We start from the raw sequence: 18108 nt of genomic DNA on the forward strand, positions 1-18108 counted from the left end.
GTCCCCGGGCCTGGATCAGGGCACGGCGCCGCCCGGCGCCGTCCCGATCGCAAGATCCGCCACGAGCATCGCCGCGAGGTCCCGCAGGAACGCCTCGCGACGGTCGTGCAGGTAGAAATGACCGCCCGGGAAGCGCCGGACCACGAAATCGGCGGAGGTCAACTCTCGCCAGGCCGCCAGGCCGGATTCCGGGGCGCGAGCGTCGTCCTCGCCGCCGAGGGCGGTGATCGGCAGGTCGAGCACCGGGTCGCGGCTGAAGGCGTGGCGCTCGAGCACGGTCAGGTCGGCCCGGATGACCGGCAGGAACAGCGCCATCAGCTCCGGCTCGGACAGGATCGCCGCCGGCAGCCCGCCGAAACGCCGGTTCAGCTCCGCGACCAGCTCGGGGTCCGGCAGGGCATGCAGGGGCGCCTCGGCGGTCGGCACGGTCGGCGCGCGGCGGCCCGACACGTACAGCCGTTCCGGTGCCGGCAGCCCGCGACGGCGCAGTTCGCGCGCCAGCTCGAAGGCGACCAGCGCGCCCATGCTGTGGCCGAAGAACAGCGTCCGCCGGTCGAGATGGGGCTCCACCTCGGCGACCAGGCAATCCAGCAGGGCCGGCATGTCGGCGATCGGCGGCTCGGCGAGCCGGCCCTCGCGGCCGGGCGGCTGCACCGCCAGCACGTCCACCCCGTCGAGCGCCGCCGGCCAATGGAAGTAGCTGGATGCGGCACCGCCCGCATGCGGGAAGCAGAACAGCCGGACCGCCGCCTCGGGGCGCGGCCTGACGCGCGCGAACCAGGCACTCCGCGGACCTTGTCCATCCATCGGCATCGCCGCCCTCCGCAGACCGGTTCGATCCTGCGGCGACGGTATCACGCCGGCACCGTCGCCATAAGTTGCAATGCCGACACGATCGACCTGCCGGCACGACCGTCCGTTGTATGGCGCCGCGTCAGCCGCCCTTTCCGAGCTGCCGGTCCACGAGCCCGGCAAGCTCGCCGACATTCTTCACGGTGTAGGCCTCGCGCTTCGGCAGGACGACCTCGAAGCGCTTCTCGATGGCGTTGATGATCATCAGGTGGGCGAGGGAATCCCACACCGGCTGGGTGGCGGAGCATGTAGTCGCATCGATCTCCGCGCGGTCGAGGTCGAGCGCCTCGGCAACCACCGCACACACCGTCTCGAACCGCCCGGAATCCGCCTGCATCCTAGAACCTTTGGTAGATCAGCTCCGGCACGACACCCCGGACCACCAGCAGATAGTAGGCGATGGCGCCGGCCTGGGCGACGGCGATCAGCCATCCGGTGCCTGCCGAATGTGTCAGCCGCCCAAGCCCCGACGACAACCGCGCCGCCAGCGGCCCGAGGGCGGCGCCGCAGCCGACCACGACGACCACCAGGCCGACGGCCGACGCAGCCCCGGCGGCGCCGAGGGAAGCGAGCGAGGCCGAGACCGTCGCGAGATCGCTCCACACCAGCACCAGGGCGAGCGCGAACCAGGACAGCGCGGCGGTGCGGGCCGCCACCGCGTACCAGCGCCGGGCCGACAGGGCGTTGTAGCCGCGCCGACCGAGGCGCTGGACCATCCAGACTTGCCAGGCCTTGTTCAGGCTGACGCCGAGGCCGAGCAGCAGGCCGTAGACCGCGAAGGACAGGCTGGTGCCGTGCCAGATGCCCATGACGAAGAAGGTCAGGAAATAGCCGGCCGCCCCCAGCCACGGCGCCGCCGCCGGCCGGTCGACCGCCCGCAGCAGTTCCTTGGTCGACGGGTTGAACAGGTAGAACTTGAACCACTCGGACAGGGTGATGTGCCAGCGCGCCCAGAAGTCGAGGAAGTTGCTGGCCAGCCAGGGCCGGTCGAAGTTCTCCGGGATCGCGATGCCGAGCAGCCGGCCGAGGCCGATCGCCATGTCCATATAGCCGGTGAAGCTGGCGTAGAGATAGGCGCTGAACGCCAGGGTCGCGACGCCGAGCGCCAGGCCGCCGGCGGCCCCGCCCAGGGCCGCCTCCTCCCCGGCCCGCCGGAAGACCGCGAAGGCGAGCCCGGACAGCACCACCGTCGAGAAGCCGCCGGCCAGCATGCGGGCCAGCCCGGCGCGCACGCCGTCCCGGTCCGGTGGCGACGGTGTCGCCAGCTGCGGCGCCAGGTCCTCGTAGCGCTGGATCGGGCCGGCCAGGAAATTCGGGAAGAACAGCAGGTAGCCGAGATAGCCGCGCAGCCCGACCGGCGCCGCCAGCTCGCCCTGGCCGACATCGACCAGCAGGTGGACGACCCGGAACATCACGTAGCTCAGGCCGAGCAGCACCACCGGCTCCGGCCGCGGCAGGCCGAGCGCCGCCCCGAGCGCGACGTCGTTCTCGCCGAGCAGCCAGAACAGGGCGACCGCCGCCGCCACGGCCGCCGCCAGCACGCCCGGCCGGCGCTGGCGTTCGACGACCCGCAGCAGCGCGAAGCCGGCCAGCACGAAGGCCGCCAGGCCGGCCAGCGACGCCGGGTCCAGTGCCGCCGCCACGAAGCCCAGGCTGGCGGCCAGCAGGATCAGGTCGCGCGGCACCCGGGCCGGCAGCAGGTATACCGCCGCGACCGCCAGCAACCCGATCGCAAGGAAGACCGGCGAGACGACCGTCATGCGCGGAGCAGGCTCCCGGCCGTCACGGCTTCGGGTTCATTCGGCGGCGACCGCAGCGGCGCCCACCTCCGGGCCGCCGTCCGCCTCGGCCCGCGGCCCGGAACCGTCGTCGAGCGCGCGCAGCTGGGCCTTCATCAGGCCGTTGATCTCGTCCTGCTCGCGCCGGATCTCCGGGAAGCCCAGTCCCTGGTCGTACAGGTAGGCCATGTACCAGAGGCTGGTGTCGGGATCGATGTGGGTGCTGTCGCCGATCGACTGGAACAGGTCGAGCTTGATCTCGGCGGCGCGGTCGTGGGTCATGGTGTCGTGCGACCATTTCCCGCCGTCGCCGGTCAGGCCGTATTCCTGGCGCTTCTCGTGCACCAGGGTGTGCGGCATGTAGTAGAATTCCTTCAGCGAATAGTAGCGCACGCCGTTGTCGCGGATGAAGTCGACGTTCTCCTGGATCGTCGCGTCGGTCTCGCCCGGGAAGCCCAGCACGAAGGCCGCCAGGTAGTCGATGTCGTACTTGTTGAGCAGCTGCACGCCCTCGGCGAACTGCTTGCCTGTGGCGCGTTTGTTCATGTTCTTCAGGACGGTGTCGCTGGCGGACTCGATGCCGAGATAGACGCCCCGGCAGCCGGAGTCCTTCATCATCGCCATGACTTCCTCGTTCACATACTGCACGCGCAGGAACGAGAACCACTCGAAGGGATAGTCGGCGAAGATCCTGACCAGTTCCTTGAAGCGGTGCGGCGGCACGTTGAAGGTGTCGTCGATGAAGATGATGCGGTCGACCCCCGGAATCCGCATCACCGAGTCGAGATGCGCGCGCACGGTGTCGGCCTCGACCGTCTTCCACGGCCCGGCGGTGGTCGGATAGGAGCAGAACGCGCAGGCGAACGGGCAGCCCGACGCGGTGCGGATCTGGATGGTGCGGTTCAGGAACGGCATCTCCAGCCGGTCCCAGGTCGGCGGCACGTCGGACAGCGACAGCAGCGGCGTGTTCCACTGCTTCTCGGTGGCCTCGAAGGCGCCGGTCTTCAGGCTGCCGTCGATCCAGGCCAGGTTGCGGACCGTGTCCGGGTTCCGGCCGGCCCGGCGGGCCAGCAGCAGGTCGCGCAGGTCGGGCTCGGAGTTGAAGGCGTGCAGGACGTAGCGGAAGCCGTATTTCCGCATGCGGGACTCGAAGGCGCTCGGGCTCTGGTGGATGGTCTCGGCGTTGGCGAACGCTCCGCCGAGCACGATCTCCATCCCAGGATCCAGCGCGCGCAGGCGCTTCGCCACCCCGCCGACCTCCTTCCAGGACAGGTAGAAGGTCGAGGACAGCCCGACCAGCGGCGGCGTCGGGCTCGACCGGTAGGCTTCCTCGAACCAGTCCCACTCGGAATCCAGGTTGTTGATCAGCCGCACTCTCAGCCCGAACTGCATCAGGTAGTTCGCGAGGTGCAGCCCGGCCATCGAGGCGAGGTTCCAGATGTTGTACATGCCGCGCCGCTCGGGGTAGCCGGCGTCGGCGAAGTAGCGCCCGAATTTCTTCTTGTTCAGGTAGTCCAGGTGCGATCGGAACCGGCCGTCGTGATGCACCATCCGCGGATAGACCAGCGACTTGTACAGGTCCAGCCGGTCGAGCGGCAGGTCGCCGAAGCCCTCGTAGTCGACGACGTTGGACTGCGTCACCAGGATCAGATCGAGGTCAGCCATGTGTCGCCTCGCCCTCGGTGCCATGGCGGCGCTCGCGCGTTCCGCGAACAAGTGACTGGGCCGCCAGCCCGACGGTCGAGGATCACCGCCGACCCGGCCCCGTGTCAATGTTCGCGGAAATCGCCTCGCTCGGGCGACTGTCCAAACTGCCAGCCGCTACGCCGCGGACCAGACCGCCAGCTCGTAGCCGTCGGGGTCCCGGAAATGGAACCGCTGGCCGCCGGGGAAATCGTAGACCGGCCTGACGATGGCGCCGCCGGCCCCCTCGACCCGATGCTGCAGATCGGCAAGGTCGTCGCCGTACAGCACCAGCAGCGGCCCGCCCGGGCCGGGGGGCGTCAGGGTGGTGAAGCCGCCCTTCATGCGGCCGTCGGAGAACTCGCAGTATTCCGGGCCGTAGTCGGTGAAGGTCCAGCCGAAGGCGCCGCCATAGAACGCCTTCGAGCGCGCGATATCCGCCACGCCGAACTCGACATAGTCGATCCGGCGGTCGCTCTCGGATGCCGCCATCCGTTCCTCCTGTGCGTCTGGTCTGCAAAATCCTGGGGGGCGGCTGTCGGCGAGTCAAGAACATATCATGAACACTCCCGTCGCCCGGTCATTGTTTGACTCTCTACCAATTAGTAGGTAGCTATCGCTCGACCGCATCTGGGCGGTCCCGACCAGGGGATGACCGACATGACCACCGAACTGCACTGGATGACCCTCACCGTCCTGATGACCGCGCTGTTCTGGGTGCCCTACATCCTCGACCGCATGGCGGTCCGGGGGATCCCGGCGACGCTATCGGCCGGCGTCCCGGACAGCGGCACGCCGCAGTCGCCCTGGGCGCAGCGCGCCGCCCGCGCCCACGCCAACGCCGTCGAGAACCTGGCGATCTTCGTGCCGGCGGTGCTGACGGCGCACGCGCTCGGCATCTCCACCCCGGCCACCCAGGCCGCCGCCGCGGTCTACTTCTTCGCCCGGCTGGCGCATTTCGCCGTCTACACCGCCGGGGTGCCGGTCGCCCGCACCCTGGCCTTCGCCGCCGGCTGGGGCGCCCAGATCGTCGTCATCGCCAGCATCCTCGGCTGGCTGTGAGGCGGCGGCGATGACCGACCGCCCGGTCACGCTGATCGCCGGCATCGGCGAGGGTCTCGGGGCCAGCCTGGCCACCACCTTCGCCGGGGCCGGGTACGACGTCGCCGGCCTGTCCCGATCCGGCCGGAGCGCGGCGACGATCGAGGCCCAGGTGCGGGCCGCCGGCGGCAGCTATCGGCCACTGACCGCCGACCTGGGTGTCGAGGCAGAGGTGGCCGCTGCCGTCGCCCCGCTGGCGGCGCGCATCGAGGTCGTGGTGCACACCGCGCACCGGCTCGTCGTCAAGCCGTTCGCCGATACCGCGCCGGCCGAGTTCGAGGCGGTGTGGCGGACCGGGCTGCTCGGCGCCGTGCACGTCGCCCGGGCGGTGCTGCCGGCGATGCTGGCGCGCGGCCACGGAACGATCGTCCTGGCCGGGGCGACGGCGAGCGTCCGCGCCGGGGCCCGGTTCGCGGCCTTCGCCTCGACCAAGTTCGCGCTCCGCGGGTTGGCCCAGTCGCTGGCCCGCGAGTACGGTCCGGCCGGCATCCACGTCGCCCATCTGGTGCTGGACGGCCTGATCGACGAGCCGCAGACCGCGGCGCGCTTCGGCCCCGGCGACGGCGGTCGCATGGATCCCGGGGCAGTCGCCACCGCCTGCCTCGGCCTGGTGCGGCAGCATCCCTCGGCCTGGACCCAGGAGCTCGACCTGCGCCCGAGCACCGAGAAATTCTGAGCGGGCACGCCCGCCCCGTCGGGCCGGGAATTGATCCCACCCGGCCCGACGGGGTAATTGAAACGTCGGACCAGACCGCGCAACGGGGATCCGCGCCATCACCACGCCCGCCGACATCGAGAAGGCCGCGCACGGCCGGTCCAGGACCGCCGAGGACATCCTCGACATCGCCGAGAGCCTGATCCAGACGCGCGGCTACAACGCGTTCAGCTACCAGTACATCGCCGAGCCAATCGGCATCCGCAAGGCCAGCATCCACTATCACTTCCCGTCCAAGGCCGATCTCGGGTTGGCGGTGGTCGAGCGCTACGCCGACCGGTTCGGCGCGGCGCTCACGGCCATCGCGGCCGACACCGGGCAGCCGGCGATGACGATGCTGGACCGCTATCTCGAGCCGTATCTCCAGTTCGCCGGGACCCCGGACAGGGTCTGCCTGTGCGGCGCCCTGGCCGGCGAGATGCCGGCCCTGCCCGCGGCGATGCGCGACCGGGTGGCGCGCTTCTTCGCCGAGCACCAGGCCTGGCTGGCGGACATCCTCGAGCGCGGACGGCGGCGGGGCGAGTTCGTGCTGGCCGACGAGGCGCCGCGCGTCGCACGGCTGGTGTTCAGCGCCCTGCAGGGCGCGTTGCTGGTGAAGCGCACCAGCGGCGACGACGGCCAGCTCGACGACGTGATCGCGGTCCTGAAACGGCAGCTCACCGGCGGCACCGGGGCCGGCTGACGTGGCGGTCTGGTCCTGGACGGCCGAGTACATGTCGCTCGACGGCATGCCGAACGGCAAGCTGCGGTCGCTCGCCGAGCACTGGCTCGACGTCACCCGCGGCGAAGGCCTGGACGTTCCCGAGGCCGCCGCGATCGACATCGAGCGGTTCGAGCCGATGTTCCCGCACCTCGCCCTGGTCGACGTCGAGGACCTCGCCCATCCCCGCTACCTGGTCGTCGGCTCGGCGCTGGTCCGGCTGCTGGGGCGCGACCCGACCTACATGCAGCTGGAGCGGGTCTATCGCCGCGACGTGTTCGAGGAGATCCGCGGCTGCTTCGCCCGCGCCGTGACCGAGATCCGGCCCCTGATGTACCGGCGCGAGTTCCAGCTGCTCGGCAAGAGCCTGGGCTACGACCGGCTGGTGCTGCCGCTGCGCCAGGGCGGGCCGGTCTCGCGCATCCTGATCGCGCTCTACCCGATCGACGGCTCGCTCAGGATGGCCTCGCAATGGATGGCCTTCCTGCGCGTCCAGCAGGACGAGGACGACCGCGAGCGCTCCTTTGCCGGCCGGTGGGCGGCCGATGTCGGCGCCCGGGCGGTGCCGATCCGCGATCCGGGTGCCCGCGGCACACGGAAGGATCCCGTCTGACGGTTCGGCCGACCGCTTCGGGCGACCGTCTCGGATGACGGCGGCATTCGGAAGCGGGTCGATGTTTCGATATTGCGAGTCAGTTGCATTTGCGATAAAGCGCTCCGGTGACGCCGCCAGGGGGGCGGCGCGTGTCCCGGAGTAGTTCCGCATGTCCAAGTTCCACGCGCGCCCGTCCGGCAGCCGCCGGCTGCCGACGGCCACCCTGCTGGCGTCCGTCGCCCTGTCGGCCCTCGGCGCGATCCCGGCCGGCGCCCAGGACCCGCAGGCTACGGGCGATACCCTGAAGCTGGAGCCGATCAGCGTGGAATCCAGCACCGCCGGCCCCGGCGACCCGCTGCCGCCGGCCTATGCCGGCGGCCAGGTGTCGCGCGGCGGCCGGGTCGGCGTGCTCGGCAACCAGGACATCATGGACGTGCCGTTCAGCGTCACCGGCTACACCGAGGAGACGATCCGCAACCAGCAGGCCGACACCATCGCCGACGTCCTGGCCAACGACCCGTCGGTGCGCAGCGGCTACGGCTACGGCAACTTCTCGGAGCAGTTCGTGATCCGCGGCTTCCCGCTGTACGGCGAGGACATCGCGATCGACGGGCTGTACGGCAACGCGCCGCGGCAGATCGTCGGGCTGGAACTCTACGAGCGCGTCGAGGTGCTGAAGGGCGCCAATGCCTTCCTGAACGGCGTCGCGCCGGCCGGCACCGGCATCGGCGGCAGCGTGAACCTGGTGCCGAAGCGCGCCGGCGACGAGCCGCTGACCCGGATCACCGGCAGCTACGCCATGAACAGCCAGTTCGGGATGCATCTCGACAGCGGCCGCCGGTTCGGCCCGGACAACGCCTACGGCGTGCGGGTCAACGCGGTGGCGCGCGACGGCGAGACCGCGATCGAGGACGAAGAGCGCCAGACCCTGATCGGCGCGGTCGCCCTCGACTACCGGGGCGAGCGGGCCCGGGTCACCCTCGACGCCGGCCACCAGCGGCTGCGCATCGACCAGGGCCGGCCGGTGGTGTTCCTGGGCGGCGGCATCGAGGTCCCGGAGGCGCCGGACTCGACCCACAACTACGCGACCGCCTGGTCGTATTCGGAGCTGAAGGACAGCTTCGGCCAGGTCCGCGGCGAGTTCGACGTCACCGACAGCGTAATGGCCTACGCCCAGTTCGGCGCCCGCTTCATGCGCGAGGACGGCGACTACGCCTCGCCGACCGTGACTGATGCGTCGACCGGCGCCGCCACCGTCAGTCGACTGACGGTGCCGCGCGAGGACCTGAACCTCAGCGGCCAGGCCGGCCTGCGCACCGAGTTCGCGACCGGGCCGGTCGGGCACAGCCTGAACGTCGGCGTCTCCGGCCTGACCCAGGAGAACCGCAACGCCTACGAGTTCGGCTCGAGCTCGGCCACCAACATCTACGACACCCCCGACGTCGACCGCCCGGCCACCCTGTTCGCCGGCGGCGACTTCGACAACCTGCCGCTGGTCAGCCGCACCGAGCTGACCAGCGTGTTCGCGTCCGACACCGTGGAACTGTTCGACGACCGGCTGCGGGTCACCGCCGGTCTGCGCGCCCAGCAGCTGACGATCAAGGGCTTCGACCGCAGCAGCGGGGCCGAGACCTCGTCCTACGACGAGTCGGCGGTCACCCCGGTGGTCGGGGCGGTGGTCAAGGTGACCGACCAGGTGTCGCTGTACGCCAACCGCATCGAGGGCTTGGCCCAGGGGCCGGAGGCGCCGGCGACCGCCGTCAATTCCGGCGAGATCTTCCCGCCCTACCGGTCCAAGCAGTACGAGGTCGGGGCCAAGGCCGACTTCGGCCGATTCGGCGCCGGCGTCGCGCTGTTCCAGACCACCCAGCCGTCCGGCACCACCGACCCGGACACCCTGGTGTTCGGGGTCGACGGCGAGCAGCGCAACCGAGGCCTCGAGGTCACCCTGTTCGGCGAGCCGCATCCGGGTGTGCGGCTGCTGGGCGGCGTCACCCTGCTGAACGCCGAGCTGACCGAGACCGCAGGCGGCACGAACGACGGCAACAACGCGCCCGGCGTGTCCGACTACCAGGTCAACCTGGGCGCCGAGTGGGACCTGCCCTACCTGGCGGGGGTCACCCTGTCCGGCCGGGTGCTGCACACCGGCCCGCAGTTCCTGGACGCCGCCAACACCCAGGAGGTCGATTCCTGGACCCGGCTCGACATCGGCGCCCGCTACGTGACCGAGATGTACGGCACCCCGGTGACCTTCAACGCCTTCGTCGAGAACGTCACCGACGAGAGCTACTGGGCCTCGGCCAGCGGCGGCTACCTGACCCAGGGCGACCCGCTGACCGGCAAGCTGTCGGTGTCGGCGCGGTTCTGAGGGCCGGCCGGCGGCGGGTGGGTTCCGGCTCGACCGCGCCGAGGGCGGCGCGGCCGTCCGGAATGACGGCGGGGGAAGATCGGCCCGCCACCCCTTCCCCGCCGTCATTCCGGACCGGGCCGCCGGAGGCGGAACGGAGCCGGAACCCACGCCGTGACGAAACATTGCATATAGTGCAATTTATATTGCTCAATACGCAAATCTACGCCAGCCTGCGGTCATGGCTGCTCCTGACCGCATCGACGGAATCACCCGCGAGATCGGCCGCCGACTGCGCACCGCGCGGTCGGCCGCCGGGCTGACCCTCGCCGACCTTGCCGGCCGCAGCGAGCTGTCCGAGGGCTTCCTGTCGCGGCTGGAGCGCGGCCACGCCTCGGCCTCGATCGCCAACCTGATCCGCCTCGCCGACGTGCTCAGCCTCGGCCTGCACGAGCTGTTCGCCGACCCGGCGGCCCCGGCCAGGACCGAAATCGCCGTGCATCGCGGCGGCGACGCGCCCCAGGAGGTGACCAGCGCCGGCTACCGCTGGCGGCACCTCGCCGGCGGCGCCCCGCTCGACCGGCTCGAGGTCTTCCACCTGGTGTTCCCGCGCCGGGAGGCCATGCCGACCATGGTGTCGCATCCCGGGCAGGAGCACTGCTTCGTGCTGAGCGGCGAGGTGCTGTTCCATGTCGGCGACCGCCGGCACCGGCTCGGCGCCGGCGACGGCATCCTGATCGATTCGGCCCTGCCGCACCGCGCCGAGAACGCCGGCGACGGCGAGGCGCATGTGCTGATGACGGTATCGAGCGCGGCCGAGGCCCCGGCCCCGGTCGAATGGTGGCAGCTGCCCGCGGCAGGCGGCGCGCATGACAACGAGGAGGAAACCCGATGACCGAGCAGATGAGGACGGCCCGCGAGGCCTCGCGCAGGGACCACCTGCCCTACGAGGTCCGGCACATGGACGACATGGAGTGGGAGACCATCCGCTGGCCCGGCGAGACCGGCAAGATGCTGTTCCACCCGCGCCCGGAGCGGCCGACCGAGCCGAACGCCGGCATCCTGCGGCTTGAGCCGGGCGCGTACCATCCCGAGCACTATCACGGCTTCGCCCAGGTCTGGTACGTGCTGAAGGGCGAGTTCGTCATCGACGGCCGGACGATCACGCCCGGCAGCATGCTGTTCCACCCGGACCCGCATTTCGAGGGTGAGTTCAGGACCGACACCGGCGGCGAGATCCTGATCGTGCAGTATCCCGGCCCGACCACCGGCGAGCGGCCGATCTACGACGACCGCTTCAACAAGGCCGAGCGCAGGGCGGTCGCCGAGGAGCGGGTCGACCTGTAGGCAGAGTAGCGCTGCCTGTCAGGGCAATGACAGCCGTCGCACCCGGGATCCCGGAGCCGCCCGCTGGCGCGGACTCTCCGGGATGACGAGAGTGATAGTGATATTGGGCGTTCGCCGCCCATCAGCCCCCTAATTCCCGTCATTCCGGAGGGGGCGCGGGAGCGCCCGGCTCCGGAACCCACCCGCCACTCGGACGCCCGCTACGCCTTCGTCTGGTCGCCGATCGGCAGGTCGCGGATGCGCTTGCCGCCGGCGTTGGCGATAGCGTTGGTCAGGGCCGGCAGGAACGGCGGCACCGCCGGCTCGCCGACCCCGGTCGCGTGCACCGCGAACGGGTGCGGCACGATGTGGGTGTGCACCACCTCCGGGAAGTTGTCGGCCCGCACCATCCGGTAGTCGTGGAAGTTGCTCTCCACGACCGCGCCCTTCTCGAAGCTGACGCCGCCGTGCATCGCCGCCGTCATGGCGAACACGCAGGCACCCTGCATCTGCGAGCGCACCCGCTCGGGATTGGCGACGAAGCCGCAGTCGATCGCGACATGCGCCTCCGGCACCCGGACCGTGCCGTCCGGGTCCAGCTTCGCCCGCACCACCGTGGCGATGTAGGACACGAAGCTGCGGTGCACGGCGATGCCCATCCCCTCGCCCTTGGGTAGCGACCGGCCCCAGCCGGCCTTGGCGGCCGCCAGCTCGACGACGCCGCGCAGCCGGCCGGTGTCGAACGGGAATTCCGCCGCCGGCTCGCCGTTGTTCCACATCGCCTGGCCGAGGCCCATCGCCTGCCAGTCGAGCTCGCGCGGGCTGCCGATCATCTCCAGCAGGAAGTCCTTCTGGTCGCGGCCCAGCTCGTCGGCCAGCTCGGCCGTGATCGACTGCACCGCGAAGGCGCGCGGGATGTTGGAGACCGACCGGAACCAGCCGACCCGGGTATGGGCCATGGCCTTGCACTGCTCGGCCCGGACGTTCGGGATCTCGTAGGGCATGTCCTCCAGCCCCATGCCGATTTCGATCGGATGCTGCACGCCCTCGTCGGGCGCGAAGGTCGACAGGAAGGACGGCGCCGCGCTTCGATGCCGCCACGCCACCGGCCGGTTGTCCTTGTCGAGGCCGACGTCGATCCGCTCGACGCTGGTGGTGTGGTAGAAGCTGTGCCGGATGTCGTCCTCGCGGGTCCACTGCACCCGCACCGGCGCCCCGACGGTCTTCGACAGCCAGGCCGCCTCGATCGCGAAGTCGCATTTCGACTTCCGGCCGAAGCCGCCGCCCAGCAGGGTCACGTGGACGGTGACGTCCGCCTCCTTCATGCCGAGGAAGTCGGCGATGTCGACCCGGGCGCCGTACGGGCTCTGCAGCGGCCCCCAGACCTCGCATTTGCCGTCCGCGACGGTGGCGACCGCCGCCGGCGGCTCCATCGGCGCATGCGCCATGTGCATCTGGTAGTACTCGCGGGTGAACACCCTGGCGGCCCCCGCCAGCGCCTTCTCGGCGTCGCCCTGGTCGCGGACCGGCGTGCCCGGCGCCCCGGCCGACGCCCTGAGCGCCTTCTCGTAGGCCGGGGTGTCGAAGCCGGCGTTCGGGCCGTTGTCCCAGGCGATCTTCAGGGCGTCGCGGCCCTTGAGCGCCGCCCAGGTGTTGCGGGCCACCACCGCGACCCCGCCGAGCGGCTTGAACTTCGAGCCCATCGGCGCACCCGGCACCTGCTCGACCCGGACAACCCCCGGCACCTTGAGGGTGGCTTCGGCATCCACGGTCTTCACGGCGCCGCCGACCACCGGCGGCCGGGCGATGACCGCGAACAGCATGCCGGGCAGCGTCACGTCGGCGCCGTAGACCGCCTTGCCGGTGGTGATGTCGTGCAGGTCGACGATCTGCACCGCGCCCTTGCCGATGTAGCGGAACGCCTTCTCGTCCTTGTATTTCAGGGTCTCGCGGGCCGGCGTCGGCAGCGCCATCGCGGCCTCCGCGAGTTCGCCGTATCCGACCCGCAGGCCGAGCGACTTGTGCACGACCTGATGGCCGATCGCCTCGACATCGTCGGGGCTGGCGTTCCACTTCTTCGCGGCCGCCTGCTCCAGCATCTTCCTGACCGCGGCACCGATGTCGCGGGCCGGCTGGATGTGGTGGCGCAGGCTGCGCGAGCCGTCGGTGTCCTGGTTGCCGTATTTCGGCTCGTCGCCGACCGCCTGGACGATCTTCACGCGGTCCCAGTCGGCCTCCATCTCGTCGGCGACCACCATCGGGATGCTGGTGCGCGATCCGGTCCCCATCTCGGAGCGGTGGGCGACGATGGTCACGGTGCCGTCAGGCGAAATGGCCACGAAGACATGCGGGTCGGTGATCACGCCGTGCGGCATGGTCAGGCCGCCGTGGTCGTAGGACACATAGGCGCGGGCCGGAAACACCTGCAGGGCGACGGCGAAGCCGGCGGCGCCGGCCAGGAAGCCGCGGCGGCTGACATTCTCGATCACCGTGGTCCCGGCGCGCAGGGCCTTGGCCGAGGGCAGCGGGCGCGGCGACAGGGTCTTCTCGATGAAGTGCAGCATGGCTCACGCTCCCGTCGCGGCGTGGCGGACGGCCGACACAATCCGCTGGTAGCAGCCGCAGCGGCAGATGTTGCCCTGCATGCCGTCCAGGATCTGCCGGTCGGTCGGACTGGGGTTCTCGGTCAGCAGCGACGCCGCCTGCATGATCTGCCCGGACTGGCAGAACCCGCATTGCGGCACGTTCAGCTCGCGCCACGCGACCTGGACCCGGTGGTTGCCGTCGGGCGACAGACCCTCGATCGTGGTGACGGATTTGCCGGCGGCCTCGGAGACCGCGGTGAGGCAGCCGCGCACGGCGACACCGTCGATGTGCACCGTGCAGGCACCGCACAGCCCGGCGCCGCAGCCGTATTTGGTGCCGTTCAGCCCCAGTTCGTCGCGGACGAACCACAGCAGCGGGGTATCCGGATCGCCGTCGTAATCGTGAGCGACGCCGTTGATCGTCAGCTTGACCATGTTCGCGTTCCTCCCGGTTTTCGTGCGCCGGGGGCGCGGGCGGGAGAACTCACCGCGACGGGTGCGGCACCCGCACGGACCGGCGCCGGGCCGATGTCTTCCGGCCATCTGGTACGGTAGCCAAGTCATATGACGACTCGTCAATGTGAATCGGCATGGTTATGTATTCTCCATTGTTTATCTTGCTTCGCGCGAACCTGCTGATTTCACGCCGTCATCGTCGCGTGATCGCGCCTCGCGGGACGCCGGGTAACGCCAATGTGAAGTCGGCCGCCCCGACGGCCGGCGGGGTCGACGATTGCCGGATCGCACCCGGGGCCTGCTGTCGGAAATGCCGGTGGCTGCAGCGGGACAAGTCATGCAATCTCGGTCGATGGCACGCATCCTCGTTCCCGGCGGAGCCGGCTATGTCGGCTCACACGCATGCAAGGCGCTCGCCGTTGCCGGGCACGAGCCGGTGGTGTTCGACAACCTGTCGCAGGGTCATCGCGCGCTGGTCCGATGGGGCCCGCTGGAGATCGGCGACATCGCCGACGAAGAACGGCTGGACGCAGTCTTCCGGCAGTATCGGCCCGACGCCGTCATGCATTTCGCCGCGGTCGCCAGCGTCGGAGAGTCGGTCGAGAACCCAGATCTCTACTACCGCAACAACGTCGCCGGCACCGTGAGCCTGGTCGAGGCGATGCGCCGTCACGGCGTCGGCGTCCTGGTGTTCTCGAGCAGTTGCGCGGTCTACGGCTGCCCGAAAACGGTGCCGATCCCCGAGGACCATCCGCAGGCCCCGATCAATCCATACGGCGCCAGCAAGCTGATGGCCGAGCGCGTCCTGGCCGACTTCGACCGCGCCCACGGCATCCGGTCGATCGGACTGCGCTATTTCAACGCGAGCGGCGCCGACCCGGACGGCGAGACCGGCGAGATGCACGATCCGGAGACCCATGCCATTCCCCGGATGCTGATGGCGGCCGCGGGCCGGCTTCCGCAGTTCGACATCTATGGCACCGACTACCCGACACCGGACGGCAGCGCGATCCGCGACTACGTCCATGTCGGCGATCTCGCCGACGCGCATGTCAGCGGCCTCGACTACCTGCTGGGCGGCGGCAGGAGCACGGCCGTCAACCTTGGCAACGGCACCGGCACCTCGGTCCTGGAACTGATCGAAGCCGTAGAGCGCGTCACCGGACGGCGGGTGCCATACCGCCTCCGGCCGCGCCGCCCCGGCGATCCGCCGGTCTTGGTCGCCGATTCCGGCAGGGCCGGGGCTGTTCTTGGATGGCGTCCGAAAGTCACCTCGGTCGCCGATATCGTCGCGACCGCCGAGGCCTGGATGCAGGGCCCGATCGCCGGCATCCGCCGCCGCGCCTGAGCGCCGGTCAGTTCGAACCACCGGCGGCCGGGACGTCGACCGGCGGGTTCACGCGGCGCGCAACCTCGGTGTCCGTCGCCGGGCCTCCTGTCACCTGGCACTGCCGGATCGGGTGGCCTGCGGTGATGCCGGCCGCTGCCGGCGATATCGGCACGACCCCGGCGCGCGGCCGCCCCACCCTGCCTGCGGACGAAGCAAGCGCAGTTGGTCATCACCGCGGCGTCATGGCCCCACAGTAGCCCGGCCGGCACCAGGATCATCAACACCTCTTCCGCAACGGACTACCGCTTCCGGCGGATCCCCGCGACCTGCCGAAAACGACAGTCCCGCCGGGCCGGTCGGGTACTATACTCACGGGCCGGATCGCAGGTCTCATCCGACCCGGCGCGCGGAACCGCTTCCGGTCAAGGCCTCCGGACCGAAGCAAGGCCGCTTGCCGACCCCGATCACCGAACCGGATACCCGCGCAGCTGACGAGACGTCGCGATGATCGACACGGCCCATTTCGAAGTGAAGCCGGCGGTCTACTTCCGGGACCTGCTGATGCCGATGGCGGCATTTGCCGCCGCCTTCGCCTGGTGCGCGAACGCAAGCGGATGGCCGTTCGTCGTGGCCTTCGCCATCGCGACGATCTCGATCCATCGGGCCGGAATCTTCGGCCATGAGGTCGCACACCGCACCGGGAACCGGCGCCTGCGAGCCTTCAACCGGTTCTGGAACCTGACCGTCGGTGCCCTCATCCTGGTACCGTCTGCCCGGTTCGTGCGGCCCCACATGATCCATCACTCGACCGGCAAGTTCCGGACGAAGGAGGACCCCCAGTACCTCCTGCTGCGGGGTGACCGGAAGCTGTCGGTCTTCGTGTTCGTCTTCATCCCGCCGATCATGCCGATCTTCGCCTCCGCCATCACCGTGACGGCCGCCATCGGTGGGATTGCCGCCGAGGAGGCCGTCGAGACCTTTCTGCTGCGCCGGGGCATGCCGACCGGGAGCGTGCTGCCGGCCAGACACAAGCGAGAGGTCATGCTCCTGAGCCGCTATTACCTCGCGTTCTGGACTCTGTACGCTCTCATGCTGCCCGCGACCCTGCCCCTGATGTATGCCATCCAGGTTGCGGCCTGGTACCTGGTCACCTGGCGCATCCCGCTGGAGCACCGGATGGAGAGCCGGCTGGAGACATCGCACAAGCGCGATCAGGTGGCCGACAGCTTCACCGTGGAATCACCATTCGCCGAACTGCTGCAGCCGCTGGCCCTGAAATACCACACCGCCCATCACATGTTTCCGGGCGTGCCGTATCACAACCTGCCGGCCCTGCATGCGGAGCTGAAGGCCACCGATCCGGTGTACCGCCGCAGCGTGGTCACAATCCGCGACATCTTCCGCGGTGTCCCGGAGCATGCGCGAACTGCGGACGTCGGCGGTTAGCCGGGCCCGGTACCCTGCCCGAGGATCCTGGTGATGATCTCGGGTATCTGGCGGGCAGCCTGGTTGCCCCGCGGAGCCTCCGCGCCGGATTTGCGCGCCGAAGGGCCTCGCGCCAGCAGCGCGCGCAGGGCCCGCGCGAACTGCTTCGGCGTCGAGAACACCTCGCCCGCCCCGCTGCGCGCGATCCACTTCAGCACGGCGTGCTCCTGGGGCAGCACATTGCCGCGATCGATGAGCAGCGGCAGCCCGAACGCCAGCGCCTCGCTGATCGACAGCGGGCCGGTCTTGCCGACGAACACGTCGGACACCGCCATATAGCGGTGCACCTCGCGCGTGAAGCCTTTCACCACGGCCGGGAACGGCAGCCCGGCAGCAGCCACCGCATCCGCCAACGTCTCATTGCGCCCACACAGAAACACCACCTGGGCACCGGGCGGATCGTCCCGCAGCGCCTCTGCCATCTCCAGCATGCGCCAGCTGCCGTAACCGCCGTACAGCATGCACACCACCGGCCGTTCGGGATCGAGGCCGAGGTCGCGGCGGGCCGCCGCAACGTCCGCCGGCCTCGGCTCCAGGAACACCGGCCGGGTCAGCAGCCCGGTCAGGGCGAACAGCCGGTCGTCGGGATGCCGGTACCGCACCAGCTGGCGATGGCAGTCGTCGGTGCCGCTGATCGCGAAGTAGCGGTCGCCCTTGGGGAACCAGACATGGCGGTTCATCTCCGCCCAATCGGTCATCAGGACGGCGAACGGCACCCGGCCATCCCGGTATGCGGCGAGGCTGTCGAGCATCAGCTGGTTGATCACCGGCAGGACCGAGACCACCAGGTCGGGGCGCGTGCGCTCCCACAGCGCGGCGAACGCCCGCCGGCCCGACTTGCCGAGCAGCAGCACGTTCAGCACGGCGCAAACGTAGAAGCCGAGGCAGAACAGCCCGGTCCGGCCCCGGCGCAGGATCAGCTCGTTATAGGTCTCCTCGACGTCGCGCGAGGTGTAGCGCGCGAACAGGTCGAGATCCGGCAGCACCTCCTGGTATGCGTTGACCAGGGTTATGCGATAGCCGCCGACCGCGGTGAGAATGTCACGCAGCGCCTCGGCGGTGGCCCGGTGGCCGCCGCCGGCGTCGGTATAGACCACCACGACATGGGACTGACCGGTCGGCGCGGCTGCGTCCGTCGAACTCACGTCCAGGTCG

At 70.2% G+C, this 18108-nt stretch carries 17 protein-coding genes and 1 pseudogene; 10 read left to right on the forward strand and 8 right to left on the reverse strand.

Annotated features, from left to right (window positions below; translation table 11 throughout):
- Positions 1 to 15: 15 nt before the first annotated feature.
- The 5 genes from RIC31_RS15585 to RIC31_RS15605 all read right to left on the reverse strand — a co-directional run bounded on the left by RIC31_RS15585 (position 16) and on the right by RIC31_RS15605 (position 4805).
- Positions 16 to 807, reverse strand: a complete 792-nt coding sequence (locus RIC31_RS15585) for a thioesterase II family protein (protein WP_350109441.1) — start codon at positions 805 to 807, stop codon at positions 16 to 18.
- Between the two features lie 127 nt (positions 808 to 934).
- Positions 935 to 1189: an acyl carrier protein gene (locus tag RIC31_RS15590; protein ID WP_350109444.1), complete on the reverse strand. Its 255-nt coding sequence runs from the start codon at positions 1187 to 1189 to the stop codon at positions 935 to 937.
- Between the two features lies 1 nt (position 1190).
- Complete coding sequence (locus RIC31_RS15595; protein ID WP_350109447.1) at positions 1191 to 2612, reverse strand: MBOAT family O-acyltransferase; 1422 nt, start codon at positions 2610 to 2612, stop codon at positions 1191 to 1193.
- A 36-nt stretch (positions 2613 to 2648) separates the two neighbouring features.
- Positions 2649 to 4295 carry a radical SAM protein gene (locus RIC31_RS15600; protein WP_350109450.1) on the reverse strand — a complete coding sequence of 549 codons (1647 nt, stop codon included), beginning with the start codon at positions 4293 to 4295 and terminating at the stop codon, positions 2649 to 2651.
- Between the two features lie 156 nt (positions 4296 to 4451).
- Positions 4452 to 4805, reverse strand: a complete 354-nt coding sequence (locus RIC31_RS15605) for a VOC family protein (protein ID WP_350109453.1) — start codon at positions 4803 to 4805, stop codon at positions 4452 to 4454.
- Between the two features lie 168 nt (positions 4806 to 4973).
- Between RIC31_RS15605 and RIC31_RS15610 the strand changes: the two genes are divergently transcribed.
- From RIC31_RS15610 to RIC31_RS15645, 8 genes and pseudogenes are all read left to right on the forward strand, one after another.
- The gene (locus RIC31_RS15610; RefSeq protein WP_350109456.1) at positions 4974 to 5375 is read left to right on the forward strand and encodes an MAPEG family protein; all 402 of its coding nucleotides are present in this window, start codon (positions 4974 to 4976) and stop codon (positions 5373 to 5375) included.
- Positions 5376 to 5385: 10 nt separating this feature from the next.
- On the forward strand, positions 5386 to 6090 hold the full coding sequence (locus RIC31_RS15615) for an SDR family NAD(P)-dependent oxidoreductase (RefSeq protein ID WP_350109459.1): 705 nt from the start codon (positions 5386 to 5388) through the stop codon (positions 6088 to 6090).
- Positions 6091 to 6256: 166 nt separating this feature from the next.
- Positions 6257 to 6373, forward strand: a pseudogene (locus RIC31_RS15620) (helix-turn-helix domain-containing protein); the annotation flags it as partial.
- A gap of 12 nt (positions 6374 to 6385) precedes the next feature.
- Positions 6386 to 6811, forward strand: a complete 426-nt coding sequence (locus RIC31_RS15625) for a TetR-like C-terminal domain-containing protein (RefSeq protein ID WP_350109910.1) — start codon at positions 6386 to 6388, stop codon at positions 6809 to 6811.
- 1 nt (position 6812) lies between these two features.
- Entirely contained in the window at positions 6813 to 7442 is a 630-nt protein-coding gene (locus tag RIC31_RS15630; protein ID WP_350109461.1) for a PAS domain-containing protein, read from the forward strand.
- A 151-nt stretch (positions 7443 to 7593) separates the two neighbouring features.
- Entirely contained in the window at positions 7594 to 9792 is a 2199-nt protein-coding gene (locus RIC31_RS15635; RefSeq protein ID WP_350109464.1) for a TonB-dependent receptor, read from the forward strand.
- A 220-nt stretch (positions 9793 to 10012) separates the two neighbouring features.
- The gene (locus tag RIC31_RS15640) at positions 10013 to 10666 is read left to right on the forward strand and encodes a helix-turn-helix domain-containing protein (protein ID WP_350109467.1); all 654 of its coding nucleotides are present in this window, start codon (positions 10013 to 10015) and stop codon (positions 10664 to 10666) included.
- Positions 10663 to 11118 carry a cupin domain-containing protein gene (locus tag RIC31_RS15645; protein WP_350109468.1) on the forward strand — a complete coding sequence of 152 codons (456 nt, stop codon included), beginning with the start codon at positions 10663 to 10665 and terminating at the stop codon, positions 11116 to 11118. The genes RIC31_RS15640 and RIC31_RS15645 overlap by 4 nt, the downstream gene beginning before the upstream one ends.
- A gap of 200 nt (positions 11119 to 11318) precedes the next feature.
- Here RIC31_RS15645 and RIC31_RS15650 read toward each other — a convergent pair whose 3' ends face one another.
- Complete coding sequence (locus RIC31_RS15650) at positions 11319 to 13661, reverse strand: xanthine dehydrogenase family protein molybdopterin-binding subunit (protein ID WP_350109471.1); 2343 nt, start codon at positions 13659 to 13661, stop codon at positions 11319 to 11321.
- Positions 13662 to 13664: 3 nt separating this feature from the next.
- Positions 13665 to 14117 carry a (2Fe-2S)-binding protein gene (locus RIC31_RS15655; protein ID WP_350109473.1) on the reverse strand — a complete coding sequence of 151 codons (453 nt, stop codon included), beginning with the start codon at positions 14115 to 14117 and terminating at the stop codon, positions 13665 to 13667.
- Positions 14118 to 14490: 373 nt separating this feature from the next.
- On the opposite strand from RIC31_RS15655, the gene galE reads away from it, so the two are divergent.
- Together galE and RIC31_RS15665 are read left to right on the forward strand one after the other, a co-directional pair.
- The gene (gene galE / locus RIC31_RS15660; protein ID WP_350109476.1) at positions 14491 to 15486 is read left to right on the forward strand and encodes a UDP-glucose 4-epimerase GalE; all 996 of its coding nucleotides are present in this window, start codon (positions 14491 to 14493) and stop codon (positions 15484 to 15486) included.
- A 543-nt stretch (positions 15487 to 16029) separates the two neighbouring features.
- Positions 16030 to 16914: a fatty acid desaturase family protein gene (locus RIC31_RS15665; RefSeq protein WP_350109479.1), complete on the forward strand. Its 885-nt coding sequence runs from the start codon at positions 16030 to 16032 to the stop codon at positions 16912 to 16914.
- Here RIC31_RS15665 and RIC31_RS15670 read toward each other — a convergent pair.
- Complete coding sequence (locus RIC31_RS15670; RefSeq protein WP_350109482.1) at positions 16911 to 18098, reverse strand: glycosyltransferase family protein; 1188 nt, start codon at positions 18096 to 18098, stop codon at positions 16911 to 16913. The two genes, RIC31_RS15665 and RIC31_RS15670, sit on opposite strands and share 4 nt — an antisense overlap.
- Positions 18099 to 18108 lie beyond the last annotated feature (10 nt).

The sequence above is a fragment of the Thalassobaculum sp. genome (assembly GCF_040219615.1).
GTDB lineage: Bacteria > Pseudomonadota > Alphaproteobacteria > Thalassobaculales > Thalassobaculaceae > Thalassobaculum_A.

Excerpts from the sequence above, each read along its gene's own strand:
- RIC31_RS15585 (WP_350109441.1), bottom strand. The coding sequence starts at position 807 with ATGGATGGACAAGGTCCGCGGAGTGCCTGGTTCGCGCGCGTCAGGCCG.
- RIC31_RS15590 (WP_350109444.1), bottom strand. The coding sequence starts at position 1,189 with ATGCAGGCGGATTCCGGGCGGTTCGAGACGGTGTGTGCGGTGGTTGCC.
- RIC31_RS15595 (WP_350109447.1), bottom strand. The coding sequence starts at position 2,612 with ATGACGGTCGTCTCGCCGGTCTTCCTTGCGATCGGGTTGCTGGCGGTC.
- RIC31_RS15600 (WP_350109450.1), bottom strand. The coding sequence starts at position 4,295 with ATGGCTGACCTCGATCTGATCCTGGTGACGCAGTCCAACGTCGTCGAC.
- RIC31_RS15605 (WP_350109453.1), bottom strand. The coding sequence starts at position 4,805 with ATGGCGGCATCCGAGAGCGACCGCCGGATCGACTATGTCGAGTTCGGC.
- RIC31_RS15610 (WP_350109456.1), top strand. The coding sequence starts at position 4,974 with ATGACCACCGAACTGCACTGGATGACCCTCACCGTCCTGATGACCGCG.
- RIC31_RS15615 (WP_350109459.1), top strand. The coding sequence starts at position 5,386 with ATGACCGACCGCCCGGTCACGCTGATCGCCGGCATCGGCGAGGGTCTC.
- RIC31_RS15635 (WP_350109464.1), top strand. The coding sequence starts at position 7,594 with ATGTCCAAGTTCCACGCGCGCCCGTCCGGCAGCCGCCGGCTGCCGACG.
- RIC31_RS15640 (WP_350109467.1), top strand. The coding sequence starts at position 10,013 with ATGGCTGCTCCTGACCGCATCGACGGAATCACCCGCGAGATCGGCCGC.
- RIC31_RS15645 (WP_350109468.1), top strand. The coding sequence starts at position 10,663 with ATGACCGAGCAGATGAGGACGGCCCGCGAGGCCTCGCGCAGGGACCAC.
- RIC31_RS15650 (WP_350109471.1), bottom strand. The coding sequence starts at position 13,661 with ATGCTGCACTTCATCGAGAAGACCCTGTCGCCGCGCCCGCTGCCCTCG.
- RIC31_RS15655 (WP_350109473.1), bottom strand. The coding sequence starts at position 14,117 with ATGGTCAAGCTGACGATCAACGGCGTCGCTCACGATTACGACGGCGAT.
- galE (WP_350109476.1), top strand. The coding sequence starts at position 14,491 with ATGGCACGCATCCTCGTTCCCGGCGGAGCCGGCTATGTCGGCTCACAC.
- RIC31_RS15665 (WP_350109479.1), top strand. The coding sequence starts at position 16,030 with ATGCCGATGGCGGCATTTGCCGCCGCCTTCGCCTGGTGCGCGAACGCA.